The organism is Profundibacterium mesophilum KAUST100406-0324 (genome assembly GCF_009835145.1).
In the GTDB taxonomy this organism is placed as follows: domain Bacteria; phylum Pseudomonadota; class Alphaproteobacteria; order Rhodobacterales; family Rhodobacteraceae; genus Profundibacterium; species Profundibacterium mesophilum.
In genome coordinates this window covers 1-13,914 of the sequence record NZ_APKE01000006.1, presented here as the reverse complement: position 1 = coordinate 13,914, position 13,914 = coordinate 1, and the positions used below count along the sequence as shown (strand labels likewise).

At 64.6% G+C, this 13,914-nt stretch carries 14 protein-coding genes; 6 read left to right on the top strand and 8 right to left on the bottom strand.

The window, feature by feature from the left end:
• The first annotated feature begins 100 nt into the window (after nt 1–100).
• Entirely contained in the window at nt 101–994 is an 894-nt protein-coding gene (locus PMES_RS01955) for an NAD(P)/FAD-dependent oxidoreductase (protein WP_159963855.1), read from the top strand.
• Between the two features lie 34 nt (nt 995–1,028).
• Here PMES_RS01955 and PMES_RS01950 read toward each other — a convergent pair whose 3' ends face one another.
• The 8 genes from PMES_RS01950 to PMES_RS01915 all read right to left on the bottom strand — a co-directional run bounded on the left by PMES_RS01950 (nt 1,029) and on the right by PMES_RS01915 (nt 7,696).
• Nucleotides 1,029–2,249: a mechanosensitive ion channel family protein gene (locus PMES_RS01950; RefSeq protein WP_159963854.1), complete on the bottom strand. Its 1,221-nt coding sequence runs from the start codon at nt 2,247–2,249 to the stop codon at nt 1,029–1,031.
• A gap of 307 nt (nt 2,250–2,556) precedes the next feature.
• Nucleotides 2,557–3,207, bottom strand: coding sequence for an urease accessory protein UreG (ureG, locus tag PMES_RS01945; RefSeq protein WP_159963853.1), 651 nt, complete (start codon nt 3,205–3,207; stop codon nt 2,557–2,559).
• A complete protein-coding gene (locus tag PMES_RS01940; protein WP_159963852.1) occupies nt 3,204–3,845 on the bottom strand; it encodes an urease accessory protein UreF in 642 nt (213 codons plus the stop codon). Before PMES_RS01940 ends, ureG begins: the two co-directional genes overlap by 4 nt.
• Nucleotides 3,835–4,314 carry an urease accessory protein UreE gene (locus PMES_RS01935; RefSeq protein WP_159963851.1) on the bottom strand — a complete coding sequence of 160 codons (480 nt, stop codon included), beginning with the start codon at nt 4,312–4,314 and terminating at the stop codon, nt 3,835–3,837. The genes PMES_RS01940 and PMES_RS01935 overlap by 11 nt, the downstream gene beginning before the upstream one ends.
• Nucleotides 4,314–6,023 (bottom strand): urease subunit alpha, encoded by a 1,710-nt coding sequence (gene ureC, locus PMES_RS01930; RefSeq protein ID WP_159963850.1) that lies wholly within the window; start codon nt 6,021–6,023, stop codon nt 4,314–4,316. Before ureC ends, PMES_RS01935 begins: the two co-directional genes overlap by 1 nt.
• Nucleotides 6,023–6,328, bottom strand: coding sequence for an urease subunit beta (locus PMES_RS01925; protein ID WP_159963849.1), 306 nt, complete (start codon nt 6,326–6,328; stop codon nt 6,023–6,025). The genes ureC and PMES_RS01925 overlap by 1 nt, the downstream gene beginning before the upstream one ends.
• A gap of 4 nt (nt 6,329–6,332) precedes the next feature.
• Nucleotides 6,333–6,635, bottom strand: a complete 303-nt coding sequence (locus PMES_RS01920) for an urease subunit gamma (protein ID WP_159963848.1) — start codon at nt 6,633–6,635, stop codon at nt 6,333–6,335.
• Nucleotides 6,636–6,640: 5 nt separating this feature from the next.
• Entirely contained in the window at nt 6,641–7,696 is a 1,056-nt protein-coding gene (locus PMES_RS01915) for an urease accessory protein UreD (protein ID WP_328809143.1), read from the bottom strand.
• A gap of 181 nt (nt 7,697–7,877) precedes the next feature.
• Between PMES_RS01915 and urtA the strand changes: the two genes are divergently transcribed.
• The 5 genes from urtA to urtE all read left to right on the top strand — a co-directional run bounded on the left by urtA (nt 7,878) and on the right by urtE (nt 13,829).
• Nucleotides 7,878–9,152 (top strand): urea ABC transporter substrate-binding protein, encoded by a 1,275-nt coding sequence (urtA, locus tag PMES_RS01910; RefSeq protein WP_159963847.1) that lies wholly within the window; start codon nt 7,878–7,880, stop codon nt 9,150–9,152.
• 64 nt (nt 9,153–9,216) lie between these two features.
• Nucleotides 9,217–11,214 carry an urea ABC transporter permease subunit UrtB gene (gene urtB / locus PMES_RS01905; RefSeq protein WP_159963846.1) on the top strand — a complete coding sequence of 666 codons (1,998 nt, stop codon included), beginning with the start codon at nt 9,217–9,219 and terminating at the stop codon, nt 11,212–11,214.
• Between the two features lie 4 nt (nt 11,215–11,218).
• On the top strand, nt 11,219–12,394 hold the full coding sequence (gene urtC / locus PMES_RS01900) for an urea ABC transporter permease subunit UrtC (protein WP_159963845.1): 1,176 nt from the start codon (nt 11,219–11,221) through the stop codon (nt 12,392–12,394).
• On the top strand, nt 12,391–13,131 hold the full coding sequence (gene urtD / locus PMES_RS01895) for an urea ABC transporter ATP-binding protein UrtD (protein WP_159963844.1): 741 nt from the start codon (nt 12,391–12,393) through the stop codon (nt 13,129–13,131). The genes urtC and urtD overlap by 4 nt, the downstream gene beginning before the upstream one ends.
• 2 nt (nt 13,132–13,133) lie before the next feature.
• Entirely contained in the window at nt 13,134–13,829 is a 696-nt protein-coding gene (urtE, locus tag PMES_RS01890) for an urea ABC transporter ATP-binding subunit UrtE (RefSeq protein ID WP_201288938.1), read from the top strand.
• Nucleotides 13,830–13,914: the final 85 nt, after the last annotated feature.

Here is a 13,914-nt window from a genome sequence, read left to right as displayed (position 1 = left end):
CGGGGGCGCGGGAACGTATTCCCGCACCGCGCCGTTCACGCTTCTCATACGCTCGGCGAGCGGATGCGTCTGTCAGATCCTTCGCGCGAAAGGCTAGGTCATGCATGATTGCGTCATCATCGGCGGCGGCCCGGCGGGGTTGACGGCTGCGATCTACATGGCGCGCTTCCTGCGTCCGGCTATCCTCCTCTCCAGCGGCCGGCCACGCCTCGATCACATCCCGCGCAGCCGCAACCTGCCGGGCTTTCCCGACGGCATCGCGGGGGGCGAGTTCCTCGAACGGCTTCTTGAGCAGGCTTCGCTCTACGGCATCGCCCCCCGCGACGAGCGGGTCGAGCGGATCACCAGGGAGGGCGCGGCCTTCACCATCGTGACGGCGACGGGCACGCTGCAAAGCCGAACGGTGATCCTGGCGACGGGCGTCACCAATCACCGCCCCGCGATGAGCGATGCCGCCCATGAGGACGCGCTGTCGCGCGGGCTGATCCGCTATTGCCCGATCTGCGATGCCTTCGAGGTGCGCGGGCAACGGATCGCGGTCTATGGCGGCGATGATCACGCCCTCGCCGAGGCACGCTTCCTGCGCCGCTACGCGCGCGATGTCTGGCTCACCGTTCCAAGGGAGCCGGATGACGCCCCCCCCGACACCGCTCTGCGAGCGCGGGCCGAGGCGGCCGGCGTGGGACTTCTCGAAGTGGTGCCGGGCATCGCGGACAGCTCTGGCGAGACGATCGCGTTGCAGCTGCGCGGCGGGGGACGCAAGTCCTTCGACACGCTCTACTCCGCCCTTGGCACCACCGCCCATAGCGGCCTTGCCAGGGGCCTCGGCGCTGCCCTGACGGCGGCCGGGTGCATCAAGGTCGATGCCCAGAACCGCACGTCGGTGGAGGGCCTCTATGCCATTGGCGATGTCATCGACGGCGTGGATCAGATCGCCTTCGCCCTCGGCCATGCCGCCGTCGCGACGACCGCCATCCACAATGCGCTGTCCTGAGACCGGGCGCCCCGCCCGCATGAGCGAGGCGCACTCAGCGCGGCCCGGGGGCGCGGCGCGGCGCGGGTCGCGCGGCATGCGGCACGCCCGAGCCGTCGCCCCCCGCCGCGATCTCGACTTCGTCGGCAGGTGCCATGCCCGGCCCGTCTCCGTCCGCGCCCCCGCCCGCCGAGGCCCGGCGCGGCGCCCGTTCCAGCTCGGCACGGGTGCGCGGCAGGGCCTCGGGATGCTCGGCGGAAAGCCATTCGAGCATCCGCTCGCGAATCTCGCAGCGCAGGTCCCAGGCCCGCGGCGCGTTGCGCGCGCTGACGAGGGCGCGGACCTGGATCGTCTCGGCGCCGGTCTCGACGACCTGGATATTGGCCACCTTGCCGTCCCAGAGAGGCGTGTCATGCACGAACTCGTCGAGCTTGCCGCGCATCGCCTTGACCGGCGCCGCGTAGTCAAGATGCCACAGCACCGTGCCGATGATGGCGGCGCTGTCACGGGTCCAGTTCTGGAAGGGCTTCTCGATGAAATAGGAGAGCGGCACCACCATCCGCCGCAGGTCCCAGATCCGCACCACCACGTAGGTCGCGTTGATCTCCTCGATCCAGCCCCATTCGTTCTCGACGATCACCACGTCGTCGAGCCGGATGGGCTGGGTGAAGGCGATCTGGATGCCGGCGATGAGGTTTGCCAGAACGGGCCGTGCCGCGAACCCCAGAACGAGCCCCGCGGCACCCGCGGAGGCGAAGAGTGACACGCCATAGCTGCGCACGCTTTCGAAGGTGCTCAGCACGAGCCCGGCCGTCAGGAGCACGATCAGGATGCGGGCGGATTGGCGCAGCACCCGCGCCTGGGTGACATGCTTGCGAGCCGCGAGGTTGTCCTCGTCCTCGAGGCGGAAATCGCGGGTGATCCGGTCCACCGTCACGTCGAGCATGACCACCGCGACCCAGCCGCCCAGCACGATCAGCAGCGCGAAGGCGATCTGTTCGACGATGCGGAACCCCTCCGCCCCGAGGCCGGAGGCATCGACGGCGAGCCCGAGGGCCGCGACCACGAGGATCAGGCGCACCGGACGCCGCATCCGCCGCACGATCTGCCAGCGCAGCGCCCCGCGCCCCTCGGCGAGCCGCGCGACCCAGCGCCAGATGACGGCATGGAGCAGCCAGGCGAGGATCACCGCCCCCAGAAGGACGGCCCAAGGCGCCGTGCCGGCCGGCAGAACGCGCTCGGCGGCATCGCGGAAGATCGTGAGGGGGCCCGGCATTTACAACTCCTGGTCTGACGCATTGTGGCATGTGACAGGCATAATGCGCCCCGGATCGGAACGGGTTCATCGCAGGCACCACGCGGGCGTGGAAAGTTCGTCGGCCCTTGCGGCGCGGACCCGCGTGCCATTTGAATCCGGGAAGGGCAAGCGGCACGGTGCCGCTCCGGCTGGCTCGGAAGCTTCGGCCTCCGATTTTCCGGCGCGCACGCTGGCGCCCATCACCCCCAGCGGGATCAGGCAATTTCCCGAGTTGACCAGGTGGCGCAGGCGGAACGCTGCCGACAAGGCGAGAGCCTATCGCACTTCACAAGGTGTGGAGGGTTTCCTGATCGCGCCCACCGGCTTTCAGCCCACCGGCATCACGGATGAATGTCGCAATCTTCTCGACCTCGCGCCTGGCTCGAAGCGAAGTGAACACGAAAGGCCGATCCTTGCGCATCCGCTCCGTGTCGCGCCGCATGATCTCGAGCGACGCACCGACATGGGGGGCGAGGTCGGTCTTGTTGATCACCAGAAGGTCCGATCGGGTCAGCGCCGGCCCGCCCTTGCGGGGAATTTCCTCGCCTGCCGCGACGTCGATGACATAGATTGTCAGGTCCGCCAGTTCCGGACTGAAAGTCGCGGACAGGTTATCACCCCCGCTCTCGATCAAGATCAGGTCCAGACTTGGATGGCGCGCTTCGAGTTGCGCGATTGCCGCAAGATTGATCGATGCATCCTCACGGATCGCGGTATGCGGACATCCGCCCGTTTCGACCCCGATGATGCGGTCCCGAGGCAGAATCTGCATGCGCATCAATGCCTCGGCATCCTCTTGCGTATAGATGTCGTTGGTGATGACACCGATTGAGGTTTCGGGGTGAAAAACGCGGGCAAGTGCAGCGGTCAGCGTCGTCTTGCCGGCGCCGACTGGGCCGCCGATACCAACGCGCAAAGGGCCGTTTGGCTGGGTCATGTTCTGAAAATCCTTGGTTGAAGCGTCTCGTGCCGCATGGCGGAAATGTCGGATGAAAAGGCCAGGCCGGCCAGATCGTCGAGCGTGGCTCCTTCTGTTTCCTGGGCGATCCGCTCGCAATGGGGAATAAGGGTGGCGACGATTCGTTGCGCGCGGGTCTGGCCCAGCCCCATGAGACGCTGTGCGACGGAGACGAGGTTGCCCGTATTGGCATGCAAGAACATCGCAGCGGTCAGGGCCGCAGGCAGGTTCAGGCGGGCCGCGGCCGTTCCCACGGCCACCGGATAGAGGTAGCTGCCCTCATCGCCGCCCCAGATCGCGGTCGTCACCTTGACGAAGGCCGCCCCCTGGGCGTCGGCTTCCGTGATCCGCTCGGCCGAGGCGGCAAAGGCACGGCCCGTGGCGTCGATGATGAGCCGTTCTGCGACATTCGTGCTGGCATGGGCGGCGCGCAGCAAAATGCAATCATTACGGCCGCTGCCCTCCGCGATGACTGCGATCAGCCATTCGCGAAGGTCATCCGCCGAGCCAATCCAGCCATCCCCGATCGCCGCTTCGAGCCCGTGCGAATAGGCGAAGGCGCCGACCGGATAGGCCGGCGACAGCCACTGCGCGAGGGTCAAAGTGTCACTGTGCATGGGGGGTCGCGCCATGTTCATGGGCATGAGTGCGGCTGTGGCCATAGGCACCGCGCTCCGGGGTGAATGGCTCCTGAATCTCCGCCAGCGTAGCGCCGAGATGAGACAGCATGTGTCCGATCACCGGATCGCGCTGGATTACCAGACGCGACGGCTCCACCTGACAGGGCGTGTGACGGTTGCCGATATGCCAGGCCAAACGAAGCAGCTCTCCGGTAACGGCGTAGAGCGGTTCGGGTGCGGCACGGATGCCGACCAGGCCGCCGCCTTCTAGCACGAAGGCATCGCCATGATCGAGAGAGGTGGCTCGCCCCAGATTGACGAGCAGGCGCCAGCCACCGGCGGTCTCGATCACCTTGCGCCTCAGGAAGCGCTCGTCGTAGCCGAGCAAGCAGTGATCGAGCGGTTGGGCGCGATCCTGGCCGGCGGTGACCGCCCGCTGGATCTGCTGTGACGTGAGATCGGCCATCAGAACAGGAAGTAGCGCTGCGCCATCGGCAACACCTCCGCGGGTTGACAACTCAGCAGGACGCCGTCGGCGCGGACCTCGTAGGTCTCGGCATGCACCTCAATCTCTGGCAGAGCGTCGTTCAGCACCATGTCGGACTTGCCAATGGTGCGGGTGCGCGCCACCGCAACGGTTTGCTTGGCCAAGCCCAGTTGATCGCGGAGCCCCGCCGCCTGCGCCGCGCCTGACACGAAACTGACAGAGGAATTGATCCGCGACCCGCCGAGCGACCCCCACATGGGCCTGGAAAACACCGGCTGTGGGGTGGGGATCGAGGCATTGGGATCACCCATCTGCGCTACCGCAATAGAGCCCCCCAGCAGGACCATTTCCGGCTTTACCCCGAAGAAGGCCGGGTTCCACAGCACAAGATCGGCCCGCTTGCCCACCATGATATCGCCGATCACGTGACCTACCCCCTGCGCGATAGCCGGGTTGATGGTATACTTGGCGATGTAACGGCGAACCCGCAGGTTGTCATTGTCCCCGGTTTCTCCCTCCAGCCGGCCGCGCTGTTTCTTCATCTTGTCGGCGGTCTGCCAAGTGCGGATCAGCACTTCGCCGACACGGCCCATGGCCTGACTGTCCGATGCGATGATCGAAAAGGCGCCCAAGTCGTGCAGAATATCCTCGGCTGCGATGGTTTCGCGCCGGATACGGCTTTCGGCAAAGGCCACGTCTTCGGGGATCGACTTGTCGAGATGATGGCAGACCATCAGCATGTCGAGATGCTCTTCCAGCGTGTTGACCGTGAAGGGGCGCGTGGGGTTTGTGGACGATGGCAGCACGTTGGCATCGCCGCAGATGCGGATGATGTCCGGCGCGTGGCCACCGCCCGCCCCTTCGGTATGAAAGGCGTGGATGGTACGTCCCTTCATGGCGCCCACGGTCTGTTCGACAAAGCCCGACTCGTTCAGCGTGTCGGTGTGGATCATCACCTGCACATCCATTTCGTCGGCCACCGACAGGCAACAGTCGATGGCGGCAGGTGTGGTGCCCCAATCTTCGTGGAGCTTGAGCGCACAGGCACCGCCCTCCACCATCTCGACAAGAGCTTCAGGCCGGCTGGCGTTGCCCTTGCCCGACAGCCCGATGTTCATCGCGACCCCGTCAAAGGCCTGCAACATGCGCCCGATATGCCAAGGCCCCGGCGTGCAGGTTGTCGCGAGGGTGCCATGCGCCGGGCCGGTGCCACCACCGAAACAGGTGGTCACACCGGAATGCAGGCTGTCCTCCATCTGCTGCGGGCAAATGAAGTGGATGTGGCTGTCCATGCCCCCGGCGGTAAGAATGCGCCCTTCGCCGGCGATCACCTCGGTGCCCGGACCGACGATGATATCTACGCCGTCCTGGGTATCGGGATTGCCGGCCTTGCCAATGGCGTGGATCAGACCGTTCTTCAGGGCCACGTCGGCTTTGTAGATGCCCGAATGGTCCACGATCAACGCGTTGGTGATGACGGTATCCACCGCGCCGCCGGCGCGGGTGGTCTGGGCCTGTCCCATGCCGTCGCGGATCACCTTGCCGCCGCCGAACTTCACCTCTTCGCCATAAGTGGTCAGGTCGCGCTCCACTTCGATGATCAGATCGGTGTCAGCCAAGCGCAGCCGGTCGCCCGTGGTGGGACCATACATGGCAGCGTATTGCGCGCGGGAAATTTGCAGGGGCATCAGAGACACCCCATGATTTGCTGGTTGAAGCCAAAGATGCGTCGGGCACCGCCGAACGGGATCAGTTGCACCTCGCGGCGCTGGCCCGGCTCGAACCGGACGGCGGTGCCGGCGGCGATGTTCAGCCGCAGGCCGCGCGCGGCGGCGCGGTCGAAATCCAGCGCGGGGTTGGTTTCGGAAAAGTGGTAGTGGCTGCCGACCTGCACCGGGCGGTCACCGGTGTTAGCCACCATCAACGTGATCGCCTGCCCATCTGCATTCAGTGTGATGGGGGCGGCTGCGGGAAAGAGTTCTCCGGGAATCATGGGCTTACCTGATGGGGTTGTGAACGGTGACCAGCTTGGTCCCGTCCGGGAATGTCGCTTCGACCTGCACTTCGTGGATCATCTCGGCGATGCCCTCCATGCACTGGTCACGGGTGATGATCTGGCCGCCCGCCTCCATCATATCGGCGACGGAGCGTCCGTCCCGCGCGCCTTCGACCACGGCGTCGGTTATCAGGGCGATGGCTTCGGGGTGGTTCAGCCGGATACCGCGCGCCAGTCTCTTGCGGGCGACTTCGGCGGCCATGGCAATCAGCAGCTTGTCTTTTTCGCGGGGGGTCAGTTGCACGGGGTTCAAAGCCTCCAGGACGTGGGCAGGGTGTTATCGGTTAGGTGATCGAGCAGCGGTAGCAGGGATCGGCGCAGGGCAAAGCTGTCCTCGGCCAGCAGGCGCAGCACCAACGTGTCCGGAGCGATCAGGCTGGCGCCGGCGGTGGCCGGCAGTGCGGCGCGGATCCGCGGCAGGCGTCCCGCGGCCCCGGGGTGGACAAGGACCACGCTGGCCATTGCTCCGGCCCCGTTGGCGATGGCGGGCCTGCGCAGCTGCCCCGAGGCATCCCCCGACAGGCGCATGGCGTCGATGTAGAGGGGGGTGCCGTCGCGGGTGATGCGTATGCGGTCGTGAAAGAAGATATCGCGCAGCGTCTCGCCCATGGCCGCGCGGCCAAAAACGACAGGCTCGACCATCAGCAGCTCCGCCCCCGGTGCCAGGTCGATATGCAGCCGCCGCCGCAGGGCGCTACGCTCGAAAAGGATCAGCTCTTGGGGCAGCCAGTTCAGACGCGCGCCACTTGCCACGTCGATCCGCGTATCGACCGACCCGATTTCGTTCGGTTGCGCGCGGTAGGCGCGTTCGGCGGCTTGGGTCGTCAAAGTGAGGCGCGCACGCGCGGCCAGCGCGAGTTCCAGAGAGAAGCTATCGCCTCCGGTGATCCCGCCGGCGGTGTTGACCAGTATGACCTCCGCATCGAGACGGTGAACACGCGGGAAGACCAGTCGTGTCGAACCGGACTGCCGCAGGTCCACAAGGCGGGTTCTCCCGGTTTCGTCGGCCGCAACGCAGACACGTCCGGCACCGATCGCCCGCGGCTGGGCCGGGACGGCGCCATGAAGGCTTATGGAACTCGGCAGAATGATGATTTGCCTCCAGCGGATCCGGTTTCGTTTCCCGCCATCCACCACGAACCAGCCGAATGTGGCAGAGGATCGGCGGGTAACAAGGCCCGCAAATGGCCTGATTGCCAAAATATCGCGCAGCAGGAAGCGATATCGCACAGTAAATGGGCGAACTTGCCGAGCTGCGAAAAACATCGGGTTCGGAAAATTGCGGTTCGGCCCGGGCCGCGCCAATCATCAGCCGTCCCGACCGGCTGACGTCGCAACGCAACGCAGCCTGGGGGTATGTGGCGACCGGTTGAATTGGACCTCAGGCCAGCCGCCACACTTCTTGCAACGCATGTTGCAGAGAACAGCTAGGCCGCATCTGTTCCTGGAACAACGCGCGGGCGCTTTTCTCTGCGGGGAGATTTCAATGCGCACCACAATCGCTCTGGCTACCGCCCTTACCACTGGCGCCGCCCTGCCCGCGCTGGCACAGGATTGCCCGATCAAGGTCGGCATCCTGCATTCGCTGTCGGGGACGATGGCAATTTCCGAAACTACCCTGAAGGACACCGTCGAGATGCTGGTCGACCAGCAGAACGAGGCCGGCGGCTTGCTGGGCTGCGAACTCGAAGCCGTCGTTGTCGATCCAGCCTCCGACTGGCCCCTGTTCGCCGAAAAGGCCCGCGAACTGATCAGTGTGCATGAAGTCGACGTCATCTTCGGCAACTGGACGAGCGTGTCGCGCAAATCCGTCCTGCCGGTGATCGAGGAGTTGAACGGTCTGCTGTTCTATCCCGTCCAATACGAGGGCGAGGAAAGCTCCAAGAACGTGTTCTATACCGGGGCCGCGCCGAACCAGCAGGCAATCCCAGCCACCGATTACTTCCTTGAGGAACTGGGGATCGAGAAATTTGCCCTTCTGGGGACCGATTATGTCTACCCGAGAACCACGAACAACATCCTTGAGGCCTATCTGAAGGACAAGGGGATCGCGGAAGAGGATATCTTCGTCAACTACACGCCTTTTGGTCATTCCGACTGGTCCAAGATCGTGGCCGACGTGGTTGCCCTGGGTGCTGACGGCAAGAAGGTCGGCGTGATCAGCACGATCAACGGCGATGCCAATATCGGTTTCTACAAAGAACTCGCCGCCGCCGGAATTTCGGCCGAAGACATTCCCGTCGTGGCCTTTTCGGTCGGCGAGGAAGAGCTTTCGGGCCTCGACACCTCCAACCTGGTCGGTCACCTCGCGGCCTGGAACTACTTCCAATCCGCCGAGACCGAGGCCAATGCCGGCTTCATCGAGACCTGGAAGGCGCGCATGGGCGAGAACCGCGTGACCAACGACCCGATGGAGGCCCATTACATCGGCTTCAACATGTGGGTGAACGCGGTCGAACAGGCCGGCACGGCCGAGGTCGATGCAGTGCGCACGGCGATGTACGGGCAGGAATTCGCGAACCTGACCGGCGGCACGGCCGTGATGCTGCCCAACCATCACCTCGCCAAGCCTGTGCTGATCGGCGAAATCACCGCCGAGGGACAGTTCGACATCGTCAGCCAGACCGCAGAGGTGCCCGGCGACGCCTGGACAGATTTCCTGCCCGAATCGGCGGTCCTGACTTCCGATTGGAAGGATCTCGGCTGCGGCATGTACAACACAGAGACGGAGACCTGCGTCCAGATGCTGTCCAATTACTGATCGTCCGATCCGAAAGGGGTGCGCCAACGCCGGCGCCCCCCACCCTCCAAGAGTTCTGAACCCCATGAAGACGCTTTTCACAGCGATGTTTTGCGCATTGCTCACGACACCTCTTGCCTCGGCCCAGTCCTTCCCTCAGGCTGAGCCCAAGGCCCCGTCGCAGACGCAAGATGTACAGGACGTACTGCAATCGCAGCGCGCGCTGATCGAGGAAAGCTCACGCCGCACAATAGGCCCTGCCATCGAGGCACTGGCCGGCAGTGGCCTGCCGCAGGTGCCGCGCGTGCTGGAAGCCTGGCAGGCCAAGGACATGTGGCAGCGCAAGAGCGACGGTCTGTTCTTTGCCGGTGAGAAGGCAGCCGATGCCCAATATCGTCTGACCGATTTCAGCGACGGCGAAGTGATCGGCACTTATCCCAAGGAAGACCTGAGCCAGATCAAGCCGAACAGCGGCATCCGGGCCATGATTGCCACCGCCCTGGTGCGGTTTCAGCTCTCGGATCCCGACCCGTCGAGACGCGCCGCCGCGCTGGACAGCCTCGCCCGGGATCCGCAGGCCGGGCTGCTGGATCCGCTGCGCGTTTCGATCGACGGGGAAACGGATCCTGACCTTCTGGCACGCAAGCAGCGGTTGGAACGTCTGATGACGGTGAGTTTCGGCGCGACGACCGGCGAACGGGTCGCGGCGATCGAGCACATGTCAGGCGATCTGGGCGTGGATTTCCGTGGCACGCTGAACCCGATCCTGACCACGCGTCGCATCGTGACCGAAACCGGAGAAAATTCAGTAGTGGCGGGCAACGTGGCCGCCGAGCTGGTGCCGGGTGGTGACGAACTGTCGCTCCAGGCGGCCTATGACCTTCTGGTGGACCAGGGACGCGCCCCAGCGATGGTAACGAAGCAGGCGCGCGACGCTGCACTGGCGGCCAACATCCGCGACGGACGCGTTGGCGGTTTGCCTGTCCACACGCTGTCCAGCGACCTCAGCCGCGACACCGCCTATGACGCGCTGGTGGCCACCGGGTTGGCGGAGCCGCGCGTCACGACTTCGGACGTGGCGGAAGCCGTGGCACGACACCGCTTCGTCGATGTCTACGCTGACCCCGACCCGCGCGTCACGACGGCCGCCGCCGCCGCGCTGAACGCGTCACAGACGCGCGTGACCCTCGGCCAGGCCGCGGATCTGGGGCTGGATGCGTTGTCGCTGGCCTCAATCTATTTCCTGGCCGCCATCGGGCTGGCGATCACCTTTGGGGTGATGGGCGTGATCAACATGGCACATGGCGAATTTATCATGATGGGGGCCTATACCGGCTACGTCGTGCAGCAATTCGTCACCAATCACACCGCGTCGATCCTGCTGGCGGTGCCGCTGGCTTTCGCCGTGACATTCGCCGCCGGCGTGGCGCTGGAGCGACTGGTGATCCGCTGGCTGTATCACCGACCGCTGGAAACCCTGCTGGCGACCTTCGGCGTGTCGATCGCCCTGCAGCAGCTGGCCAAGAACATCTTCGGCACCCAAGCCCGCCCCCTGACCGCGCCGGGCTGGCTGGACGGCGCCTGGGTGATCAACGACGTGGTGGCGATCAGCTATATCCGTATCGCCATCTTCGCGCTTGCCCTGATCTTCCTGGGGCTGTTCCTGTTCATCATGAAGCGCACCCGCTTGGGGCTGGAAACGCGTGCCGTGACGCAAAATCCGCGCATGGCCGCCAGCATGGGCATCAATCCCGACCGGGTGAACATGCTGACTTTCGGCCTCGGCTCTGGCATCGCCGGGATCGCGGGGGTGGTCATCGGGCTGTTCGCCAAGGTCACGTCGGAAATGGGCGGCGACTACATCGTGCAAAGCTTCATGACCGTGGTGGTCGGCGGGGTCGGCAACATCTGGGGCACACTGGCCGGCGCGGCGATGATCGGCGGTTTCCAGAAGGGGGTCGAATGGCTCAACCCGTCCAACACCCTGGCCGCGCAGACCTACATGATCGTCTTTATCATCATCTTCATCCAATTCCGGCCGCGAGGCATCATCGCCCTCAAGGGCCGCGCCGCAGGAGACTGAGGCCATGCACCGCTCATTCATCGCTCGCAATCCGTCGATCCTGATCTTCCTCAGCCTGTTGGGGCTGTTCACCCTGGGGGTCACGGTCCTGTCCGAAGGCTTCGGGGTCGGCGTGATCTCCACCAGTTTCGTCAAGACCCTGGGCAAGACCCTTTGCTTGTGCCTGATCGCCGTGGCGATGGACCTGATCTGGGGCTACGCCGGGATCCTGTCGCTCGGCCACTTCGCCTTTTTCGGGCTGGGCGGCTACATGATCGGCATGTGGCTGATGTACGAACGCACCCGGCAGATCGTGGCAGGCGCCCTGTCGGATGGTGCACTGCCGCCCACCCCGGAGGAAGTGCAGGCGGCCATCGGCAACCAGATTTTCGGCGTCGTCGGCGGCAGCGACCTGCCGCTGATCTGGACCTTCGCCAATAGCCTCACGGTGCAATTGGCGCTCGTGGTGCTGGTCCCCGGGCTGTTCGCGCTGGTCTTTGGCTGGCTGGCGTTCCGGGCGCGGGTCACGGGCGTCTACCTGTCGATCCTGACCCAGGCGATGACCCTGGGCCTGGCCCTTTACTTGTTTCAGAACGCCAGCGGGCTGCGCGGCAATAACGGACTGTCAGGCCTTCAGAACCTGCCCGGCGTCGATCTGCCGCAATCGGTGGTGTCGCTGTGGTTCTTCTGGGCCTCGGCGCTGGCCCTCGGGCTGGGCTACCTGCTGGCCGCCTGGCTTGTGGCGGGCAAGTTCGGATCGGTGATCCGCGGCATCCGCGACAACGAGGCGCGCGTGCGCTTCCTGGGCTATTCAGTCGAAGGCTACAAACTTGCGATCTTTACCCTGACCGCCTGCCTCGCGGGCATTGCGGGCGCGCTTTATTATCCGCAGGCGGGGATCATCAATCCCGCCGAAGTGGCGCCGATCGCATCCATCTACCTGGCCGTCTGGGTCGCCATCGGCGGACGTGGGCGTTTGTACGGCGCGGTCATAGGCACCGCCTTCGTGAGCCTGATGTCATCGTGGTTCACCGGCGGCCAAGCGCCGGATGTCACCCTGGGGGGCTATACCATCAAATGGGTCGACTGGTGGCTGGTCCTGCTTGGTCTCAGCTTTGTCGCCGTAACGCTCTACGCACCGCGCGGCATTGCTGGCGCGCTGGACCGCCTGACCGGCAACCGCAGGAGGAAGGCCTCATGAGCACGCTTCTGGAAGTGTCCGGCGTGACCGTCAGCTTCGACGGCTTCCGTGCCATCAACAACCTGTCGTTCCGCATCGAAGGCGCGGAGTTGCGGGCGGTCATCGGACCGAACGGCGCTGGCAAGACGACCTTCATGGACATCGTCACAGGCAAGACCCGCCCCGATAGCGGCCAGGTGCGCTACGGCGACAAGAGCATGTCGCTCATCGGGATGAGCGAGGCAAAGATTGCGCAAGCCGGTATCGGGCGCAAGTTCCAGAAGCCGACGGTGTTCGAGGATCAAACGGTGCAGGCGAACCTGCTGATGGCCCTGCGCAAGCCGCGCGGTGCATTGGCGGTGCTGCTATACCGTCCTGACGCGCCGGATCTGGACCGGGTGGCCGAACTGGCCGGCGAAATCGGGCTGGGCGAACATCTTGACCGCTTGTCAGGAGAGCTGAGCCACGGCCAGAAGCAGTGGCTGGAGATCGGGATGCTTCTAGCCCAGGACCCGAAGTTGCTGCTGGTGGACGAACCCGCCGCCGGGATGACCCCGGCCGAGCGTGAAAAGACCACCGCCATTCTGGTCGAGGCCGCCCGCACCCGGGCGGTCGTCGTGGTCGAACATGACATGGAGTTCGTGCGCCGCCTGAACTGCAAGGTCACGGTCCTGCATGAAGGCGCGGTCCTGGCCGAAGGCTCGCTGGATCACGTGACGAAAAATCAGGACGTCATCGACGTCTACCTGGGGCGCTGATCATGCTGAACATCGAAAACCTGACCCTGCACTACGGCAAGTCGCAAATTCTGCATGACATCTCGATGTCCGCCAAAGTGGGCGAAGTGACATGCGTCATGGGTACGAATGGCGTGGGCAAGACCAGCCTGCTCAAGGCGATTTCCGGCACCCACCCCGCGTCCAGTGGCGCCATAAGGCTGGACGGCGCCCCCGTTCGGGACCTGGCGGCACATCACCTGGCAAAGCGCGGCATCGGCTACGTTCCACAGGGCCGCGACATCTTTCCCCTGATGACAGTGACCGAAAACCTGGAAACCGGCTTTGCCTGCCTGCCCCGGTCCGAACGTCATATACCTGAGCATATCTACGATCTGTTTCCCGTGCTGCACGACATGCGGCACCGTCGCGGCGGCGACTTGTCGGGCGGTCAGCAACAGCAGCTTGCCATTGCCCGGGCACTCATCACCCGGCCCAAATTACTTCTGCTGGACGAACCGACCGAAGGCATTCAGCCCAACATCATCCAGCATATCGGCGACGTCATTCGCCTGCTCAGGGAGCGCGGCGAAATGGCGATCGTTCTGGTCGAACAGTTTTTCGATTTTGCGTATGATCTGGCCGACCGTTTCGTCGTGCTGCGGCGGGGCGCGGTGATCGAAGACGTCGGTAAAGAGGCAATGACGAAAGAGGCATTGCTGCCGATCGTGTCGGTCTGACTGAATAGGTCCGTGTTCTGTGGACGCCTTCTTCACTAATTTTGAGGCAAGGAGGCCATGATGAGCAGCAACAATTCAGCGACGA